This window comes from Ruoffia sp. FAM 24228 (genome assembly GCF_045528575.1).
Lineage (GTDB): Bacteria > Bacillota > Bacilli > Lactobacillales > Aerococcaceae > Ruoffia > Ruoffia halotolerans.
On the sequence record NZ_JBGQQZ010000001.1, the window covers coordinates 21,862 to 43,031 of the forward strand.

A 21,170-nucleotide genomic window follows, 5' to 3' on the forward strand; every position below is an offset into this window, starting at 1 on the left:
AATCTCCCCACCAACACTCCTCAATTAACTAATACTTTTATCTTTGACGATATATTTCTTTAGCAATAAAGACTGATAATTCATGTGCTCCTTCTTCAGTTGGATGCGCACCATCATCTCTTTGCCAACCTGTTTGGTCATTTGAGTAACTTGCCCAATCAATAATATGAACATTACCAAATCGTTGAGCCGCTGCTAATAATTGTTGATTAGCGTCAGACACCCAAGAACGCTTTGTATCGGATGTAACAAAGAAAATATCATGTTCTGGTCCAATCGCTTCAATGTAGTCATTAATTTGACCTGCTGTAAAGGTTCCATTTGATCCCATCATTGTAACAACTGTTGGTTTCAAAAGCCCACTTTGATCTAAACTATTAACAACCGACACACTATTATACAGTTGACGTCCGACTTCACCGTTAATGACCGCTTTCGGGAAGACATTTTGAATTTGTTTTGTAGCCGCTAATAAAGTAGAGTCTCCTACAAAGGTAATGTCTAATCCATTAGCATAGAGCATTTTTTGTTGGCCGAGGCCTTCAATATTGTTAACTACTTTCACATTTTCAGTATCTTCTGTCTGTGTATCTTCGGCTATTTGGGAGTTCGTTTCAATAATCGTTTGCAATTCTTCTGCCGTTTGAGCTCTTTCTTCAGGTGCAGCAAAAATTCCAATCGTACCAATGACGAAAATCACAATATAAGCACCTGTAATCACTTTAACGTTTAAAAGAGTCCCTTTATGAGATCTTAAATATTTTAATTGGTGACGTGTTTTCTTAATATTAAAGTCTTGTCCAAGTGGTAAACTAATAGTCACTTGCTCAAATAATCGGTAACTAATTTCAGCAAGTATCGCGATAATTAAAAACTGAATTGTATAGTTTGCCCATGATGGTAAACCTAAATTTTGCATCATATTAGGAATAATTAAATAAACAGGATAAAACCATAAATAATAAGAGTAACTACGTTTACCAATAAAGGTAAGCAGTGGAAAACTTAATATCTTGTTCCAAATCGTACTTGGGTGAATTGAAACAAGAATAAATAATGCACTTAAAAGCGTGAATAAACTCATCCCAAAGCGATAAGCAAAGGGTTGTGTTCCGTACATAAATTTACACATAAAGAACATCAAGACCATAATTAACGTCCCTATACCATTAAAGATCCAATTAATTTTACCTTTAATTGGCTTCGCAGTAAGATTCATCGGTAATATTAAACCGACAACCCCACCTGCTGTATAAGAGAACGCCCGTGTAAATACACTATAATAAATACGTGTAGGGTCTTCACCGTCTTTATATAAATAACCCATTAAAAATGCTGATACAACAGTAACGATGAGTAACATATTCACCGTTGTTGTTTGTTTCTTATGCCAAGAATATAATAGCAATATTATTACGGGTGTAAGTAATATTAACTGACCTAAAATTCCGACATACCATAAGTGCGTGAAGGCACTTGGGTTTGCAGCTTGAACGAAATAAGACTGTTCATTCAAGATTTGATAATAGTTGTTAAAGAAAGCAAGTCCTGATAAAGCCATATTTCTAAGGTTAAATAAAGACCCTCTTGAAAATAACAAGATAAAAGAACTTGCTGTTATAATCATGGCTAACATTGGGAAAAACAATCGACTTAACCTTTTTTTATAAAAGTTTAAGTAATTTATTTTAATTCCTTTTTGGCTAGCACTAACAAAGTGTCTAAAGTTAAAAAAACCAGCGATTAACAAGAACATATTTACCGCTAAAAATCCACCGGGTAAAATATGCTGGAAAAAATAATACACAATAATTGTGATAATTGATAGCCCTTTAAGACCATCAAAGATATCTAATCTTTTTTTGGACTTAGTTTCTTGTGACATGCTATCACCTAATCCATAAACTCAAACTGGAATGTTGATAACTCAACAATATCTCCTGTCTGAGCTCCAATATCACGAAGAGCTTGATCAATTCCCATACCACGCATTTGTCTTTGGAAACGAGCAATACTTTCATCATGTGCCATATTCGTCATCGCAAATAATTTTTCGATTTGAGCACCCGTAATGCGGTAGAAGCCTTCTTCGACTTGTTCGACTTCGAAAGGCGCTTCTTCTTGCTCTAAAGTATAATAAGCTTCTTCGATTTCAACTTCTTCTTCAAGTGGAATAAATTCTTCGTTTTGAACAAGTGAAGCTGTTTTCTTGATTAGCTGATCTACACCTTTATTTTGCCATGAGCTAATCGGGAAAATTTCTGGAACTTCTAATTCACGTTCGCCGTAATAAGCATTTAATTTTTCTTCAAAAATTTCAAGATTTTCCTCAGAGATTGCTTCGTCCATTTTGTTAGCGACAATCAACATCGGTCTCAGTAATAATCTCTCGTTATACGCTTCTAATTCATCCATAATGTCAGTGAAATCAACAAAAGGATCGCGACCATGCACTGCTCCCATATCGATGACATGTAACATAATTTTTGTTCTTTCAATGTGGCGTAAGAATTGAATTCCTAATCCAACACCTTCAGAAGCTCCTTCAATTAAACCTGGCATATCTGCGACAACAAACTCTTGTTGGTTTGCTAGTTGTACAACACCTAAGTTCGGAACTAATGTTGTAAATTGATAGTCAGCTATCTTTGGTTTTGCATTACTAATTAACGAAAGTAATGTTGATTTACCCACACTTGGGTACCCGATTAAGGCAACATCTGCAAGAACTTTTAGTTCAAGTTCTAATTCTAATTCTTCTCCGGGTTCACCATTTTCTGCAATCGAAGGTGCTGGATTTTTATGCGTTGCAAAACGAATGTTACCACGACCCCCACGTCCTCCTTTAGCAACAGTGAATTTTTGACCATTATCAACTAAATCGGCCATGAACTGACCTGTGGCAGCTGCACGAACAATCGTTCCAGGTGGAACTTTAATAATTAAATCTTCTGCTCCGGCACCGTATTTACTTTTACTCATTCCATTTTCACCATTTTTGGCTTTAAAATGACGGTTATAACGGAAATCCATTAAGGTTCTTAATCCTTCATCTACGATGAAGATAACATCTCCACCTTGACCTCCATCTCCGCCGGCTGGTCCACCATCTGGAACGTATTTCTCTCTACGGAAAGCGACCATTCCATCGCCACCCTTGCCTGCTTTGACTTCTACTTTAGCATGATCTAAAAATGTTGACATTTGACATCACTCCTTTCTTTCTATGTATAATTTTCTAAAACTTACTGTTTAACTCTCTTGGATCAATGAATTTCAATACTTTATCCGTAATAAATTTCATTGTTTTCAATCTGTTTTCTCTTATTGCTTCATTATCGTCATTAACCATATTGTTGTTGAAGTAATCGGCAATTGGATCAGACAATTTAACGAACATATCTAATGCTTTTTCTCGATCCGTAGAGAAATCTGATTTTAACATATCGAATAATCTTTGCTCTGATTCTGTTTGAGCTTTCGTTTCTTCGAATAAGCCATCTGAATTTTCTTTAACGCCTAAATTCACCACACGTGTTAAAGATTCAACTAAATTACGATACTCTTCTGGAGAGTCATTCTTAAGTTTTTGAATGCCTCTAGCAAAATTAACCCCTGCATACACATTCGCATGACGTCCATTAAGCTCTGCTTGAATGATATCATAATCAATCGCTTCTTTCTCAAGAAATTGTTGAATACGTAATTTAATAAAATCAATAAATGAGTCAATTAAATCTTCCTCGGTAACATCCATATCTTTAATCACAACTTTAACAAATTCATGCATATCAAAGTTCCAATCATACTTCTCACTGATTTCTACCATCCCCATCGCTTGACGGCGAAGTGCATATGGATCGTTTGATCCTGTTGGGATTAATCCGATGTTAAAGTAGTTTAATAGTGTATCAAATTTATCAGCAAATGCAAGCATAGCTCCAGCTAAGGTTCCTGGTAATTCTCCCCCACTACTTGTAGGCATATATTGTTGGCTAATCGTATGTGCAATTTCGTCTGATACTCCAAATTCTTTCGCATAAATTTCACCCATTCGACCTTGTAATTCGTCAAATTCATTAACTACCTGAGTCATTAAATCAAATTTATAAATTTTAGCTGCTTCACTTGCTACAGAACCAGCTTTGGGTTCATTAATTGTTTCAGCTAATTTATTAACAATATGTTCAACGCGTTTTTGCTTTTCTGCTAATGTTCCAAGTTTAAAGTGTTCTTTAACCGACCCTAATTTCTCAGTGAAGTATGCTAAATCATGAGTCATATCTTCTTTATAGAAGAATAAAGCATCTTCTAAACGTGCTTTCAACACTTTTTTATTTCCTTTAATAACATTCTCTATATGATTGTCATCACCATTACGAACTGAGATGAAATAAGGTAATAACCTATCAGTTCCTTCTTCTAAAGCGTAGAAATACCTTTGGTGGTCTCTCATCGCAGTGATTAATACAATTTGTGGAATTTCTAAATACTCGTCCTCGAATTGACCAAAGAAGGCTGTCGGCCATTCAACTAATGCAGTCACTTCATCTAATAAATCTTCAGTCATTGGAATATTCCAATGATTGTCTGAAGAAATTTGTTCGATTTGTTTGATAATAACATCTTTTCTTTCAGATGAATCAACAAGCACAAACTCATCTCTTAATTTTTCTACATAAGTATTAGGAGACGTAATTTCTGTCCTCCCACCTAGGAAACGATGACCAGTTGATGTATTTCCTGCTTCTATATTAATAAAGCTAAATGGAACAACTTCATCATCAAGTAATGATACAATCCAATGTACTGGACGGATAAAACTTTTATTGAATGAATTCCAAGTCATGCTAACTGGGAATGTCATCGTGTTTAATACATCAGCCATATTCGCTAATACCTCTTTAGCTGATAAGCCCTCTGTATGTTTATTAACGAAGATATAGTCTTCATCTTTAATTCGTTCAACAAAGATGTCATCGACAGTTAATTTTTGTCCGCGAACAAAGCCTTGTGCTGCTTTACTCCATTCACCTTCTTCGTCCTGAGCAATACGTAATGCAGGTCCTTTAACTTTCTCAGATACGTCTTCTTGACGTTCCGCAATACCTTTAACAATCACAGCTAAGCGTCTTGGTGTTGAATAAGCAACTGCATCATCATAAGTTAATCGGTTATCAGTTAAAAACTGCTCAACTTTATCTTTTAATTGGTCACTTAATTCAGTTAAAAAACGAGCAGGTATTTCTTCCATTCCAACTTCTAATAAATAATCTTTTGTCATGTCAATCGCTCCTTTACGCTTTGTCTTTATTTAATAATGGGAAGCCAAGTTCTTCACGCTCATTAACAAATGCTTGTGCAACAGAGCGAGCCATCTTTCTAATTCTACCTAAGTACCCAGCACGGTCTGACTGAGAGATCACTCCACGTGCATCAAGTAAATTGAATGTGTGCGAACATTTTAAGATGTAATCATAGGCTGGATGTGACAGTCCATTATCAATTAAATTCATTGCTTCTTTTTCAAATGCATTAAATTGAGTGAAAAGCATTTCTGTATTACTTAAATCAAATGAGTAAGTCGAGTGTTCACGTTCAGGTTGTTTAAATATTTCACCATATTTCACTCCCGGAGCCCATTCTAAATCATAAACATTATCCACATCTAGAATATACATGGCTAAACGCTCTAATCCATATGTTAATTCACTTGTTACTGGGTCTACTTTTAAACCACCTACTTGTTGGAAGTAAGTAAATTGTGTAATTTCCATTCCATCAATCCATACTTCCCATCCTAATCCTGCACAGCCTAATGATGGGTTTTCCCAGTTATCTTCAACAAAACGAATGTCATGCGCAAGTGGGTCAATCCCTAAAGCCACTAAGCTATCTAAGTATAATTCTTGAATATTTGTCGGAGATGGTTTCATCACAACTTGAAATTGATGATGTTGATATAAACGGTTTGGGTTTTCACCATAACGCCCATCAGCTGGACGTCTTGATGGTTCAACATACGCTGCATTCCAAGGCTCAGGTCCGATTGCACGTAAGAAAGTATACGGGCTCATTGTCCCTGCTCCTTTTTCAGTGTCATAACTTTGTAAAATTAAACACCCTTGTTCTGCCCAAAATTGTTGTAATGTTAATATCATTTCTTGAATTGTCTTTGCCATTGATAATTCCTCTTTTCTGTAAAATAAAAAAACTGCCCCTATGATTAGATAAAAATCTAAATCATAGGGACGAAGTAAATTCGCGGTTCCACCCTAATTCAAGCGTTAACTTGCACTTATGTCAAACGATTCAATTAAAAAAACACTTTTAAGGCTGCCTTCGATTTGGTCTAGCTTTCACTCTCCTAGACTCGCTTTACTATCTTATTTAATCACCTTAATACATAAAACATCATACTACAATTCGCTCAAATTCTCAATCAGATTTGTGTCGTTTTCTGATGACATCTTGCATGGAAGCACTTAATGTATCCAAATTATTTAAATAACTCTTGCTCTTCAAGTTAATACCGACAAATTCTTTATAAATTTCATCCATTAATCGACGTAATTCTTGGATTGTCACTTGACTGACTTGAATACTATTTATTTGATGTAAACTAGCTAAATCAAGTCGACTTGCAATAAACATTGCCTTAGGCGCAATATGCATACGAAATGGATCTTCATGAAAGTGTTTCTGACATAACACTCCTTGGAATTTCATACTGAAATCAAAAGGCTGTACCGTTGTCCCACAGATGCGACATCGATCAAAATGTATGTCAAAACCAAAATATCTTAGTAACTTAATCTCCATGCTGATCGTAATCGCTTCGTAAGAGACATCGCTATTCATTAGTTCCAATGCTTTCTTTAGCATCTCATATAATGCTTGATCGGGTGTGTTGTCATTAATCGCTGCATCGACTAATTGAGTCACATAACTTGAATATGCTTGTTTCATATAATCTGTTTGAATTTTCCGGTGAATTTCAATCGTATTCGCTTCTTTTAGAAAAGACAAGCCTTCTTCATTTATGTTGCCAATATAGTGGTTCACTGTGAGTGGTATCAGTTGACTAGTTAAGCGATGATTAGGTTTTTGTAAGCCTCTTACAAAGAACATTTTTGTTCCATAATCTTCTGTAAAAATCTTTACGAGCGCATCATGTTCCAGATGCTTTCTTTGAAACAAAACAATCCCTTCGAACCGTTCATTCAACTAATCACCTCTATCGTTTAATAATTATCTGGTTGATAACCAAAGTCATTCAATTGAGTGCGACGATCGCGCCAATTCTTTTGAACTTTCACCCATAAATCGAGATAAACTTTATCTCCTAATAGAATTTCAATATCTCGACGAGCGCGTTGTCCAATTTTTTTAATCATTGATCCTTGGGCTCCGATAATAATACCTTTTTGAGAACTACGTTCGACAATAATAGCAGCTTGAATCTCAATCTTATCATCTTCGTTACGTTTCATACTCTCAACTTGAACCGCTACTGAATGCGGAATCTCTTCGCGTGTTAATTCTAATATTTTCTCACGAATAAATTCAGCGACAATAAAGTATTCTGGATGATCCATCACTTGGTCAGCTGGATAGTATTGAGGTCCTTCTGGAATAATTTCTTTAATTCCTTTGATTAGTGCATCAACGTTATTACCTTCCGTGGCACTGATTGGATAGATTTCATCAAAATCATGTTCTTGACGGTAAGTGTCAATGATTGGTAATAATTCGTCTGGTGTTACTAAGTCAATCTTATTAATAACTAAGAACACAGGAATGTTTGCTTGTTTCACACGTTCAATCACTAAGCGGTCTCCAGGTCCGATTTTTTCAGAGGCATTCACAACTACTAAGATTCCATCTACCCCTTTAAGTGCGCTGTATGCTGCATTCAACATAAAGTCACCTAACGCATGTTTCGGTTTATGAATTCCCGGTGTATCAATGAAGACAATTTGGCTTTCTTCATCGGTCACAACCCCTTGAATTCGATTACGTGTTGTTTGCGCTTTGTCAGACATAATGGCTACTTTTTGTCCGACAAAACGGTTTAATAAAGTTGATTTCCCTACATTTGGTCTACCAATAATGGTAATAAAACCTGATTTAAATTTGTTATTTTTCATAAACACTCCTTAATTAATAAATATTAACTTCCAAATTTTTGGTATAAATATAATCATTCCAATAACAACTGACATGGTTGCAACCACTAATACTGCACCAGCGGATGCATCTTTTGCTTTTTTCGCTAGTTGATGGTACTCCTTTTGACACGCTAAATCAACTGTATGTTCGATGGAAGTGTTCAATAATTCCATACCGATGACTAAGCCGATGCAAATAACGATACTTAACCACTCTACTAAACTAATATTGAATAAAAAGCCCGCAACAATAACTAAAACTGTAATAATCATATGGATTTTAATATTTCTTTCAATTTTTACAGTCTCCATAATCCCTTGAACTGCATGATAAACAGACTTTGTAAATTTGTTATTGCCCTCGTGAAAAGCCATTTTCTTCTAGCACCTCTTCTTGTAACGAGAACATTTCTTTTTCGTCAGCTTCGGTTTGATGGTCATACCCATTCAAATGTAAGAAGCCATGGACAGCTAAGAATGCTAATTCTCTTTCGACTGAATGTCCATAATCTTCAGCCTGCTCAACAGTTTTTTCAAAAGAAATAATAATATCTCCTAAGTGTTTAGACACATCATTGCCACCTTCAATGTCAGAAAATGAATCAAAGTTGAAGTTCGGTGCCTCATCTACGTCTTCCTCTAAAGCAAAACTTAATACATCCGTTGGGCGATCAATACCACGATACTCTTTATTCAATTCATGAATAATATCATTAGATACGATTGAGATATCGACTTCGATACCTTCGCCTAATCCAAGTTTGTGAGCTGTTTGGGTAATAATGTGGTTTAACATCTCTGTATGTTCTTCAGTTAGTAACCCATCTTCATCTATTAAATCTATAATCATTAGTTGTCCTCCGTTTTTTAATCTGGATACTCCACCCGAGTATGAAATGTACTTGCTATAGTGTGTACAATTGATTTTTTAACTTTTTCTAATTCAGCGACTGTCATATGACACTCTTCAAATTGTCCTTCAGCCAATTTCCCATTAATAATATTATCAACTAAATTTTCAAATGCCGTTTGCGTATGTTCCTTAATTGTTCTAGAAGCGGCTTCAACTGAATCAGCAATCATGATAATCATCGCCTCTTTACTTTGAGGCTTAGGTCCAGGATAGCGGAACTTTTCCTCGTCCACATGATTGTTTGTTTGTTTAGCCTGATGATAAAAATACCTTACTAAAGTGGTTCCGTGATGTTGCATACAAATATCTATAACACTTTCTGGCATATCATATTCTCGTAAGATCTTTTCACCTTCAGTGACATGCCCAATAATAATGGCAGCACTCTCTTCAGCCGTCACCATTGAATGTGGAGACTCCATTCCTTCAGATAAATTCTCAACGAAAAACAATGGATGATTTACCTTTCCAATATCATGGTAATACGATGCAATTCTTACTAATAATGAATCTGCTCCGATAGCATCCGCAGCATTCGCTGAAATATTCGCTACCATCATACTATGGTGATATGAGCCTGGTGCTTTCTCTACAATACTTTTCAATAGCGGATGAGTTAAATTCGCTAGTTGGTTTAAAGTTAATGGTGCTTTACTGCTTAAAAGTTTATGCCAGTATGGTTCAATAAAGAAATAAATACCAAAGGCTATCAGTAAATTAAATAATATAAACGATAATATAACAATTGAAATTTCAGATACTAATGAAACGTTCGTCATCAACACAATCGGCATGGCAAATACAGAATGCAAGACCAATGCATATAAAAAGCCGTACCTTAATGAGTTTTTATTCTTAACTAGTAATTGATAACTTAATGAAATTAGAGAACTAAAGAAATAAAAACTTGTAATCATAAAGGTCACAGTCATACTATCGCCGTCATGAGAAATAAATAATGCAAGTAAATTGAAAAAGCCCATAAAGAATAAGGTTAATCTTATATTGGTTCTTGGTCTTAATAACATTGGGATCACATAGATTGGCAGAAATAACATGGCGTAATCAATCCCATTCAATTGCAATATATACAACACTCTCAAGACAAGAAAACTTACTGTAAAGAGTAAGCCATAACCCAGGATTTGTGTACCCAATTCAATGTCCAATAGCGCATTTTCTTTCTCTTTTACAACATAGTAAACAAGTGCGATTGCATGAATGATAATAACTGCTGCAAAAGCAATTAATAAATCATTGTTAGACTCTCGATCTAGATAACCAAGCAAATCTAATTGTCTGTAAGTCGTTTGGTTAATAATGTGCCCTTCTTGAACGATTATTTGCCCTTGTAAGATATAGCTCGGTTGAACAGCATTCTCTGCTTCTGCACGACGCTTTTCTGTCTCGCTTTCACTATAAACTACGGTTGGTACAACCAATTCTTGCATTAATTCGCTGATAATGCCCTTATTTTCAGAGTTTATATCCAATTCGCTAATATATTGATTCACATCTGATAAAATTTGATTTAAATCAGTCGATTCAATTTCACTACTTAAAACACTCGCAAGTAAATCATTGATTTGTTGTTGCATTTGATTTAAATCTTCATTATTTACTGTTAACAGTCTAGTAATAGAATCCACTGATAACGATTCATCTAATTCTTCGACCGAATCACTCTCACTCGCTAAGATTGCTTGATTATAAATAACAAGCTGTTCCGTGGCTTCTAATTGTCCAAAAGGAACAGATTGTGTCTCAGCTCGTTGACTATCTATCGAGGTGATACCCATCAGATCACTTAATACAGAATCTTCAAGCATCTCATTAATGTCAACAGTTGAGTACTCATTCTCTCTAATAGAATAAATTAAATTAAAAAACTCTTCAGTCTGCTCCACTTGTTGATCAAGAATAGCAGGATGAAAAACATATGCGTCTGGCACGCTTGAGCGTGCACGTTCCATATTAATCTCAGTCTGTTCAGTATCTTCTATCGTTACAGGAGCTTGAACTGTTTTCTCCGCAACTTGGTTGATGCGAAAGTTATATTGTTCAGGTTGCACATCTGTAAAACCTATAAAAAATATCAACACAGACATAAGCAAAATAATTAGAGGGATGAATAATGTCCCTAAAACCGTCTGTAGTTTCCGTAATTGCTGGTTCATTTTACTCCCCCTCTATATAAAATTAATCTTCAGAATAAGCTCTAATAATATCCGCTACAACTGGATGACGTACAACATCAAATTCATCAAAGTAATTAAATTTAATTTTATTTATTTTATTTAATTTTCTCTCAGCATCAATTAAGCCTGATTTAACACCTTTTGGTAAGTCAATTTGAGTTTGGTCTCCGTTAATAATCATCTTAGAACCAAAGCCAAGTCGTGTTAAGAACATCTTCATTTGTGCAATGGTTGTATTTTGAGCTTCATCTAAGATAACAAAAGCGTCATCTAATGTACGACCACGCATATATGCTAAAGGCGCAATTTCAATAATACCTCTTTCCATCAAACGATTTGTATGTTCCATCCCAAAAATAGCATAAAGTGCATCGTAAACAGGTCTCAGATATGGATCTACTTTTTCTTTCAAGTCGCCTGGTAAAAATCCAAGGCTCTCTCCGGCTTCTACGGCAGGACGAGTTAAGATGATTTTCTTAACACGGCCTTCTCTCATAGCTTGAACTGCTAAAACTACCGCTAAGAAAGTTTTCCCTGTACCTGCTGGCCCGATTCCAAACACCACATCGTGAGTTTCAACTGCTTTGACATATTGTAATTGTCCAAAATTTTTCGCACGAATCGCTGTTCCGTCATATGCTCGACCGATGACTTCTTCAAATAGTTTAATGAAATATTCAATGGTTCCATTTTTTGCCATCTTAACAGCAGTAATGATATCCATCGTTCGAGGGGTAATCCCTCTTTCTAAAAGCTCAACTAAATTCAACATGATTGCTCGTGTCATCTCAACATCATCTTCTTTTCCTGATATTGTTATGACTTCGCCACGATTACTCACCTGAATGTTAAAGTTCTCTTCGAGTAATCGAACATACTTATCATGTGTTCCTAGTATCGCTAATAACCAATCTTGGTTTGATACAATAACTTGTTGTGAAAATGCATCTGCTCCGCTCAAATAATACGCTCCTTTTATCATTGTCTTTAATTAAAATAAGATTACCATAAATACATAAAAAAATGAACTTTAGTACCTAATTATAACAAAATCCTTTAAACATTGCATGGTAGAGCAAAGTTACTTCATTTTTTCATCTTTACATCTAATTTACACAATATTTACAGGAAATTTACACTTCTATCGTATAGTTAGTGATGGAAATAACAAAAATATTGTAGAAGGAGAATGTAATTGAAATCTTTGAAAAAAATGGTCTTGTCTGCTTTACTGGCAACCACTATGTTATCAAGCGTTGGATTTAATGTTCACGCACAAGAAACAACCACAGGTTCAATCACTGAAAATACACATATCGCTAATGAGGAACGTGCGAATGACGAGGCATATTCTGAAGAAGCAATTACGGCAGAAGACGGCTTTGAATTCGATGATGAAGGGAATATTACGGCTGTAACGATTGGTGGAGAAACTGCAGATGTTACTCAAGAAAACCCAGCTAATCCGGAAACACCTGAAAATAATTCACCAAACAGAATTACAACAAACTTAACCGATGACCCTTCGACATCTATGCACTTCCAATGGCATACAACCGATGCAGATGAGAATGCAAAATTATACATTTGGGAAGAGGGGCAATCGATGGATGACGCTATTGAAGTAGATCCTGAAATCATTGAGATTGATGATGCCTTCTATAACCAAATGACAGAAGACGGGCATTACGTTTATGCTATTATGTGGGATGAGGAAGAGAATGAGCCCATAACAGACGATGATGACCCATGGATTGCAACTGAAAATCCTGATGAAGTTGTTGGATACTATACTGATGAAGTATTCTCAGATGACAACCTATTATGGTTAGACAAAGGGTTTGATAATTATTCTTTAGGTTTACCTTACCCTAGCTTTACTGAAACAGCATATAAAGCAACAGTGACTGAATTAAATCCAAACACTGTATATCACTATACAGTTGGAAATAAAGACGGTGAATTATCAGACGAAGCGACATTTACAACAGCAAGCGAATCAAGTGATGATTTCTCATTCATTCACTATACTGACACTCAAAACGCTTTCTCATCAGAAAACCAACGTTCAGAAGCAGATTATTCAAATTCAACCATTCAATCAATGTTAGAAAATCCTAATGCAGAAGATGCCCGCTTTGCACTACACACAGGTGATGTAGTTAATGATGACTGGAACGATACAGAATGGAACTTAACTTTAGATGCATTATTACCATTAAATAATGAAATGCCACATATGTTTATCACCGGTAACCATGATAATGATAACTTCTTAGATCATATTAATACCGACAATGCAGTTGAAGGGATGGATTCTGGTGCAGCTTATTCAACACGTTATAACGGTGTACAATTCATTAACTTAAACACTGAACAAGCAAATGAATCAGACGAAGATGAAGCACCAGCAATCTTAGATAACCAAATGAAGTGGTTTGAAGAAGAGTTACAAAAAGCTCAAGAAGCTAAGGACAACGGAGACATTGACTGGGTATTTGTCAGCTATCACCGCCCTCTATTCTCTTCATCTTATCATTCATTAGAAGATGAAAGTGTCCAATTAATTCGTGATGATTTAATGGCTTTACTAGATGAGTATGATGTAGACTTAGTCTTCAATGGGCACGATCATAACTTAACCGTGACTCATGCACTAACTCATAATGCTGAAACCTTCGGTAACGCAGAAGTAGCCACTGCAGGTGAAACGAATGAAGATGTGACAACGTTCAATAATCCTGAAGGAACGGTCTTCTTCATTCCTAGTACAGCGGGAACTAAGACTTATAATACGATTTATAAGCTTGAAAGTTTTGATTGGATCTTAGAAAACGAAGATATTCATGAAACATACGAAGACTTATTCGGTCATGAAATAACCGAAGAAAATATTAATAGCTTCCGCGAGTTGTTATTAACAGAAGAACAACCTTTCATTTCTTCATTCTATGCAGAAGGTCATTCAAATGCACGTGAATCAAACTTCCAACACTACTCTGTTGTAGACGTAACTTCGGATACTGTCACTTATGAATTATATCAAGTGGTTGGTGAAGATTTAGACAACCGTGAAACGACACTTGTTCATTCTTATGAAATTACAAAATAATTTTCTTTACTAGAAAAATAAAGCTGCGAGTAATATTTCTTTTACTCACAGCTTTTTCTATGGAAAATAAAAACACCCTTTCGGGTGTTTAAAAAGATTAACCTAATAGATTCTTTGTAACTTCTTTTACAAGATTACCATCAGCTTTTCCTTTTAGGTTGGCCATAGCTTTCCCCATAACTTTACCAAAGTCAGACTTAGACGTTGCATTCAGTTCGTCCATTACTTTTCGAACTTCAACTTCAATCTCTTCTTCTGATAATTGTTTAGGTAAGTAACGTTCGACTACTACAATTTCATCGGTTACTTCATCTACTAAATCTTGTCGTCCAGCTTTTTCAAATTCAGCTAAAGAATCTTTACGCTGTTTTAATTCGCGAGAAATAATCGTAATTTCTTGCTCCTCATTTAAAGGTTCAGAATGCTCTAATTGCTCCATTTGTAATGCCGACTTCAACATACGTAATACTTTTAAAGTCTCTTTATCTCTAGCCTTCATCGCTTGCTTGACGTCTTGATTAATTCGTTCAGTTAGTGACATTTCGCCTCACCTATCTGTTATTTAGAATTTTCTTTTACGAGCTGCTTCCGATTTTTTCTTACGTTTAACACTTGGTTTTTCGTAAAATTCACGTTTACGTGCTTCTCTTAAAGTACCTGTTTTTGAAACATCTCGCTTAAAGCGACGAAGAGCGTCTTCTAATGATTCGTTATCACGAACTACTGTTTTAGACATTATGAATCCCCTCCTCCCAAGCTTTTCTGACCTTACTATTTTTTATGCAAAATAATAAAGTTCTTGTAATATTATAATCAAACAACCTTGTCTTTGCAAGGTCTTAATGAAACTTTTTTCATAGAAAGTGTCAATTTATTTCCAAAAATTCGATTAAATATAGGTTTTTTATGCTGTTTATCGCAAAATTTATTAGATAAGATTTTTAATTTAAGTTTTATACTTTACACTTTGAACATAAACCAAATATTTCAAATCGATGTGTGTCAATTTGAACATCATTTAAAGCATCCGTCATTTTGGTTAAATCCATCGGGCATGTTTCTAAAGGTATTGCCATCCCACAATTTGTACAAATGAAATGATGGTGATGGTGATTGTGGTCTAAACAATTCATACGAAAATGTTGTTCTTGGTTATATTCTGTTGCTTCCAGAATACCAGCTTCGACAAAGTCATATACATTACGATACGTAGTGTTGTAACTCATTGTGGGATAATTTTCTGTTAGCTTCTCATGAACTGTTTGCGCACTTAAGTAACGATCATTACACGCAAACAGCGTTAATATTTCTTGTCTTTTTTTAGTGTTTTTAAAGCCGAATTCTTTTAATTTTAAAATTGCTTCATTAATTTTATTTTCTTCTTTTTTTGTTATAACTTCATAAGTCATTACTTGACGTCTCCTTATATAAATATGCTATGATGTAAGAACTTATAGGGGGTCATTTTAACATGAATAATAATAAAGTACTACATTATTATATTTTATCAGATTCAATTGGAGAAACTGCTCAAAAGGTGGCAAAAGCCTCTTTCGCACAGTTTCCTAATGTCAATACAGTATCACATAAATATACATTTATTTCAAACCATGAAACACTTCAATCTATTCTTGAAGATGCAAATGAACATGATGGTTTAGTGTTTATGACAATTGCCGATGCAGAACTTGCTAAATTTGCTGAAAAATATTGCATTAAGACTGGTTTAATTTGTTATAACTTAATTCAACCTTTCACTTTAGAAATTGCTCGTCGATTAGAAACTGAACCATCTGCTATCAGTGGTGCCCAATATGAATTATCAGAAGATTATTTCGATCGCATTCGTGCCATGGAATTCTGTCTAGCTTACGATGATGGTAAAGATCCTAAAGGTTTACGCGAAGCTGAGATTGTTATTCTAGGTATTTCTCGAACTGGTAAAACACCATTAAGTATGTATCTAGGTACTTTAGGCTATAAGGTCGCAAACTTACCTTTAATTCCTGAAAAGGAAGTCACACCGATTCTATACGAAATCGATCCAAAGAAAATCATTGGTTTAACGAATAGTTCTGCTGTAATAAATAAACATCGAGAATCGCGTATGAAGGAATACGGCATAGGTACGGGTTCAAAATATGCTTCTAAAACACGTGTCAATGAAGAGTTGGAATACGCTCATAAAATTTATGAAGAGTTAGGTTGTCCAATTATTAATGTTTCTGATCGTAGCATTGAAGAATCAGCGAGTATCGTCATGGAAGTCATGAATTTACCACAAAGAATCTAATATCAAAATAAACACTAACGCATACTTGGCTCTCAAAGAGCGAAATATACGTTAGTGTTTTTTTAACTTAAAATATCTGTCATTAAATTCGGATTATAAGACTTCGCTTTAAACATAGCGATTTCTTCTTTATATGGGGCAACTTTAACCTTTTCTTTCTCAGGAAGTGGCACCCAAGGTGTTTCTAGAATCTTAGGTATATGACTTAATTGTGGATGATGAACAATTACATTCAATGTGTCAAAGCCAATAGATCCTTCACCAATATTAGCATGTCTATCTTTATGGCTCTTAAAAGGATTTTTTGAATCATTGATATGTAAGACTTTTAACCGATCTAAGCCAATCACTTTATCAAATTCGTTCAAAACTCCATCTAAATCATTCACAAGATCATACCCCGCATCATAAACGTGACATGTATCTAGGGTAACTGATAATTTCTCATTGAAAGTAACGCCATCAATAATAGCGGCTAACTCTTCAAAGTTTCTACCAATCTCTGTCCCCTTACCTGCCATGGTCTCTAAAGCAATCTGAGGTGATTGTTCAGATGTTAACACTCCATTCAAGCCGTTGATAATTTGCTTAATCCCAACTTCAGCACCCGCGCCCACATGTGCACCTGGATGCATCGTAATTTGAGTGGCACCAATAGCTTCTACGCGTTCAATTTCTTCTCGTAAAAATTGCATCGCAAATTCATGGTAGCCTTCCTTCGTTGTATTAGCGAGATTAATAATGTATGGAGCATGAACGGTGAAAAATTCAATACCCTTCCCCTTCATAAACGCCTTCGCTTCTTCAATTCTAAACTCAGAGACTTCTTTACGACGCGTGTTTTGAGGCGCACCAGTGTAAATCATAAAGATATTACTTCCGTAAGATGCTGCTTCTTGAGCAGCACCTAAAAGCATCTCTTTGCCTTTCATTGAAACATGTGATCCGATATACATGATATCTCTCCTTGTTTGTTAAACCTTTAAATTACTTTTTACTTTCTTTAACTGAAATATTTAATTCACGCAATTGGTCATTACTTACTCTACTTGGAGCTTGTGACATTAAGTCTAAGCCGCGTCCTGTTTTAGGGAAGGCAATTACTTCACGAATGTTTGGTTCTTGAGCTAGAATCATAACTAAACGATCTAATCCTAATGCAATTCCGCCGTGTGGTGGGAAGCCATAATCTAACGCGTCTAATAAGAAACCAAATTGACCATATGCTTCTTCTTTAGTGAAACCTAATAAACCAAACATTTGTTCTTGCATTTCACGAGTATGGATACGAATACTTCCTCCTCCAATTTCATAACCATTTAAAACAATGTCATACGCATTTGCTAACGCATCTGCAGGATTGTTTGATAATTCAGAGATATCTGAATTTTGTGGTGATGTGAATGGGTGGTGCATGGCAACATAACGCTTGTTGTCTTCATCATACTCAAGTAATGGCCAGTCTACTACCCAAAGGAAAGCTAATTCAGATGGGTCATATAATTCGTGCTTAGATCCTAAGTGAAGTCTAAGTGCGCCTAATGAGTCTGCTACGACTTTTGTAGAGTCAGCCATAAAGAAGATGATATCTCCTACTTTAGCGTCTAACGCATTGGTTAAGTAGTTGTAGTCTTCTTCTGATGAGAAGAATTTTGCAATTGGACCGTTAAAGCCATCTTCTGAAACTTTTGTCCATGCTAGACCTTTCGCTCCATATGGTTTAACTACGTTATATAATTCGTCTGCAGTTTTACGCGTATAATCGTCTGCATGACCTTTTAAGTTGATTGCTTTTACTTGACCACCGTTATCAACTGCACCTTTGAACACTCCAAAGTCAGTTGTTTTAGCGAAGTCTGAAAGATCCACTAATTTCATTTCGAAACGAATGTCAGGTTTATCTGAACCGTATTGATCCATCGCTTCTTGATAAGTCATTACTGGGAAATCTTCAGTGATTTCAATGCCTCTAGCTGCTTTCGCTACTGCTTTTAACATATCTTCAGTAAATTCTTGAATTTCTGCTTGAGTTAAGAAACTTGTTTCAATATCAACTTGTGTAAATTCTGGTTGACGGTCTCCACGTAAATCTTCATCACGGAAACAACGTACGATTTGGTAATAACGGTCCATTCCCGCACCCATTAATAATTGTTTGAATAATTGTGGTGATTGCGGTAATGCAAAGAAATGACCTGCGTTATTTCGTGTTGGAACTAAATAGTCACGTGCCCCTTCAGGTGTTGACTTAGTTAAGTAAGGTGTTTCAACATCGATAAAGTCCAAATTATTTAAGAATTGACGAATTGTTTGAGTCACTTGGTGACGTAAACGAATGTTGTTGAACATCTTCGGACGACGTAAATCGATGAAACGATTACGTAAACGTACTTCTTCATCAGTTTCAATGCTATCTTCAACATAAATTGGCGGTGTTTTACTTTTAGCAAGAACTGTTAATTCAGTGGCTAATAATTCAAATTCACCTGTTGGAATTTTAGGGTTTACTTGCTCATCTGCACGACGTTTTAAAGTCCCTGTGACTTCAACAACGTATTCACTTCTTAAGTGATCTGCTTCATCCATTTGTTCTGGAATATATTGAGCGTTGAAGACTACTTGACAGAAGCCTTCTCTATCACGTAAGTCAATAAAGATAACGCCACCTAAGTCACGGCGCTTTTGTACCCACCCTTTTAATGTTACCTCTTTATCTACAAATGATTCATTAATTAAACCTGCATAAGTCGTTCTCTTTTTCATTAGTATTTACCTCCAAAATATTTGTCAATGGCTGATGTATCAACAGTTAATTTGCGATACTCGCCCATAAAGTCTGTCATTAAATCATCAAAAGCAACTTCGGTTTGTTTCCCAGTTCCTTGATGTTTTACTTGGACTTTTCCTGTTTCAATCTCTTGTTCTCCAATCGTAATCACAAGCGTTGTATTTAATTTATCAGCTGTCTTAAATTGTGATTTCATGCTTCGATTTAAGTAGTCACGATCAGCAACTAAACCATCTTTTCTAGCTGCATGAACAACTTGTAATGCCATCATATTTGCCTCTTCACCTAAGCTCATCACAAAGATATCTAGGCCTTCAGATTCAGGAATGTCAACGTCTTGATTCTCTAATAGAAGCATTAATCTTTCTAAACCAATACCGAAACCAAAGCCAGGTGTCTTTGGTCCGCCTAATTGTTCGACTAAGCCATCATAGCGTCCACCACCACATACAGTGGACTGTGCCCCAATAGAATCGTCAGTAGCCAGGATTTCAAAGATTGTATCTTGATAATAATCTAGGCCACGAACAATAGTTGGTGTCACAGTGAATGGAATATTCAGCGCATTTAGTAATGCTTGAACTTCATCAAAGTGTTTCTGACTTTCTTCGCCTAGAAAATCTAGAATAACTGGCGCAGACTCAGCTAAAGCTTTGTCTCTCTTATCTTTTGAATCGATAATACGCATTGGGTTATCAGCCAGACGTCTTTGCGAATCTTCACTTAATTGATCTTTAAGGGGTGTAAAGTATTCGATTAAAGCATTACGATAATTCTCACGTTCTTCAGGTTTTCCTAAAGAGTTAATGTGTAGTGATAAATTTGATAAACCTAATTCATCAAATAAATCCATCGCTAATGCAATACCTTCCACATCAGTCGCAGGATTTGTACTACCAAACACTTCGATTCCTAATTGATGGAATTGACGCTGTCTTCCAGCTTGTGGTCTTTCATAACGGAACATAGGCTCCATATAATAAACTTTTAACGGCTGTGGATGTTCAGGTCCATGCAATTTATGCTCGATATAAGCACGGGCAATTGGTGCCGTTCCTTCTGGACGTAAAGCCAGGTGACGGTCCCCTTTATCCATAAAATCATACATTTCTTTAGAAACTATATCTGTCGTATTCCCTACAGATCGTTTAAATAAATCAATCGATTCGAATAAAGGTGTTCTAATTTCTTTAAAGTTATATGAATCTAATACTGCACGAGCAGTATCTTCAACATAATGCCATTTATCAATATTAACTGGCAGAATATCTTCTGTTCCTTTTGGTTTTTTTAACATAATTTACCTCCATAAATATAAAAAAGCCCTACAGCAAGTTGCTATAGGACGTCTTCAACGCGGTACCACCTAAATTTGTAACAATATATATTATTACCTTAGAACTGTAACGTAGTTAACGGAACAACTTTGCATTGTTCATCTCCATAGTGTCTTCAATGGCTCATCTTCTACTTTCAGCGGAATGAGAAGTCTCTGTTATTGAGGCATTTACTTGGCTACTTCAACGATTTTATTAAAATACTCCTTTATTATAGAGTCTAATTAAAATTTAATCAACTAATTTATTAAAGGTTTCAAATTAAATCGTTTCCAAGCAATGTTTCTTCTACTATGATAAAATATATGAGGTAATCAGCAAATGATTTAAAACCAAACTAATGACATATTAATCGGCT

18 protein-coding genes and 1 other annotated feature are annotated in these 21,170 nt (G+C 35.5%); of the genes, 2 read left to right on the top strand and 16 right to left on the bottom strand.

What is annotated here, in order from left to right; genetic code table 11:
• Positions 1 to 37: 37 nt before the first annotated feature.
• The 10 genes from ACEN33_RS00195 to ACEN33_RS00240 all read right to left on the bottom strand — a co-directional run bounded on the left by ACEN33_RS00195 (position 38) and on the right by ACEN33_RS00240 (position 12,243).
• Positions 38 to 1,885, bottom strand: coding sequence for an acyltransferase family protein (locus ACEN33_RS00195; RefSeq protein WP_407089941.1), 1,848 nt, complete (start codon positions 1,883 to 1,885; stop codon positions 38 to 40).
• Between the two features lie 8 nt (positions 1,886 to 1,893).
• Positions 1,894 to 3,204: a GTPase ObgE gene (obgE, locus tag ACEN33_RS00200; protein WP_407089940.1), complete on the bottom strand. Its 1,311-nt coding sequence runs from the start codon at positions 3,202 to 3,204 to the stop codon at positions 1,894 to 1,896.
• Between the two features lie 34 nt (positions 3,205 to 3,238).
• Positions 3,239 to 5,284: a glycine--tRNA ligase subunit beta gene (glyS, locus tag ACEN33_RS00205; RefSeq protein WP_407094325.1), complete on the bottom strand. Its 2,046-nt coding sequence runs from the start codon at positions 5,282 to 5,284 to the stop codon at positions 3,239 to 3,241.
• 13 nt (positions 5,285 to 5,297) lie between these two features.
• Positions 5,298 to 6,182 carry a glycine--tRNA ligase subunit alpha gene (gene glyQ, locus ACEN33_RS00210; RefSeq protein WP_138403928.1) on the bottom strand — a complete coding sequence of 295 codons (885 nt, stop codon included), beginning with the start codon at positions 6,180 to 6,182 and terminating at the stop codon, positions 5,298 to 5,300.
• Between the two features lie 256 nt (positions 6,183 to 6,438).
• Positions 6,439 to 7,227, bottom strand: coding sequence for a DNA repair protein RecO (gene recO / locus ACEN33_RS00215; protein WP_407094326.1), 789 nt, complete (start codon positions 7,225 to 7,227; stop codon positions 6,439 to 6,441).
• A 17-nt stretch (positions 7,228 to 7,244) separates the two neighbouring features.
• A complete protein-coding gene (gene era / locus ACEN33_RS00220) occupies positions 7,245 to 8,150 on the bottom strand; it encodes a GTPase Era (RefSeq protein ID WP_407089937.1) in 906 nt (301 codons plus the stop codon).
• 9 nt (positions 8,151 to 8,159) lie between these two features.
• Positions 8,160 to 8,546, bottom strand: a complete 387-nt coding sequence (locus tag ACEN33_RS00225; protein WP_407089936.1) for a diacylglycerol kinase family protein — start codon at positions 8,544 to 8,546, stop codon at positions 8,160 to 8,162.
• On the bottom strand, positions 8,524 to 9,021 hold the full coding sequence (gene ybeY / locus ACEN33_RS00230; protein ID WP_407089935.1) for an rRNA maturation RNase YbeY: 498 nt from the start codon (positions 9,019 to 9,021) through the stop codon (positions 8,524 to 8,526). The genes ACEN33_RS00225 and ybeY overlap by 23 nt, the downstream gene beginning before the upstream one ends.
• A 17-nt stretch (positions 9,022 to 9,038) precedes the next feature.
• A complete protein-coding gene (locus ACEN33_RS00235) occupies positions 9,039 to 11,261 on the bottom strand; it encodes an HD family phosphohydrolase (protein ID WP_407094327.1) in 2,223 nt (740 codons plus the stop codon).
• A gap of 22 nt (positions 11,262 to 11,283) precedes the next feature.
• Positions 11,284 to 12,243 carry a PhoH family protein gene (locus ACEN33_RS00240; RefSeq protein ID WP_407094328.1) on the bottom strand — a complete coding sequence of 320 codons (960 nt, stop codon included), beginning with the start codon at positions 12,241 to 12,243 and terminating at the stop codon, positions 11,284 to 11,286.
• A 234-nt stretch (positions 12,244 to 12,477) separates the two neighbouring features.
• Here ACEN33_RS00240 and ACEN33_RS00245 point away from each other — a divergent pair, with 234 nt between their 5' ends.
• Positions 12,478 to 14,394 carry a metallophosphoesterase gene (locus ACEN33_RS00245; RefSeq protein ID WP_407089932.1) on the top strand — a complete coding sequence of 639 codons (1,917 nt, stop codon included), beginning with the start codon at positions 12,478 to 12,480 and terminating at the stop codon, positions 14,392 to 14,394.
• Between the two features lie 97 nt (positions 14,395 to 14,491).
• Here ACEN33_RS00245 and ACEN33_RS00250 read toward each other — a convergent pair whose 3' ends face one another.
• From ACEN33_RS00250 to ACEN33_RS00260, 3 genes are all read right to left on the bottom strand, one after another.
• Complete coding sequence (locus tag ACEN33_RS00250) at positions 14,492 to 14,935, bottom strand: GatB/YqeY domain-containing protein (protein WP_407089930.1); 444 nt, start codon at positions 14,933 to 14,935, stop codon at positions 14,492 to 14,494.
• A 21-nt stretch (positions 14,936 to 14,956) separates the two neighbouring features.
• Positions 14,957 to 15,130: a 30S ribosomal protein S21 gene (rpsU, locus tag ACEN33_RS00255; protein ID WP_138403937.1), complete on the bottom strand. Its 174-nt coding sequence runs from the start codon at positions 15,128 to 15,130 to the stop codon at positions 14,957 to 14,959.
• A gap of 217 nt (positions 15,131 to 15,347) precedes the next feature.
• Positions 15,348 to 15,803 (bottom strand): Fur family transcriptional regulator, encoded by a 456-nt coding sequence (locus tag ACEN33_RS00260; RefSeq protein ID WP_138403938.1) that lies wholly within the window; start codon positions 15,801 to 15,803, stop codon positions 15,348 to 15,350.
• 62 nt (positions 15,804 to 15,865) lie between these two features.
• Here ACEN33_RS00260 and ACEN33_RS00265 point away from each other — a divergent pair, with 62 nt between their 5' ends.
• Entirely contained in the window at positions 15,866 to 16,687 is an 822-nt protein-coding gene (locus ACEN33_RS00265) for a pyruvate, water dikinase regulatory protein (protein WP_407089929.1), read from the top strand.
• Between the two features lie 62 nt (positions 16,688 to 16,749).
• On the opposite strand, the gene ACEN33_RS00270 is transcribed toward ACEN33_RS00265, so the two are convergent.
• The 3 genes from ACEN33_RS00270 to hisS are packed head-to-tail and all read right to left on the bottom strand — an operon-like array spanning position 16,750 to position 20,772.
• On the bottom strand, positions 16,750 to 17,643 hold the full coding sequence (locus ACEN33_RS00270; RefSeq protein WP_407089928.1) for a deoxyribonuclease IV: 894 nt from the start codon (positions 17,641 to 17,643) through the stop codon (positions 16,750 to 16,752).
• A 31-nt stretch (positions 17,644 to 17,674) separates the two neighbouring features.
• Positions 17,675 to 19,450: an aspartate--tRNA ligase gene (aspS, locus tag ACEN33_RS00275; protein ID WP_407089927.1), complete on the bottom strand. Its 1,776-nt coding sequence runs from the start codon at positions 19,448 to 19,450 to the stop codon at positions 17,675 to 17,677.
• Positions 19,450 to 20,772, bottom strand: coding sequence for a histidine--tRNA ligase (gene hisS, locus ACEN33_RS00280; RefSeq protein WP_407089926.1), 1,323 nt, complete (start codon positions 20,770 to 20,772; stop codon positions 19,450 to 19,452). The genes aspS and hisS overlap by 1 nt, the downstream gene beginning before the upstream one ends.
• 41 nt (positions 20,773 to 20,813) lie before the next feature.
• Positions 20,814 to 21,008 (bottom strand) — a binding site (T-box leader).
• Positions 21,009 to 21,170: the final 162 nt, after the last annotated feature.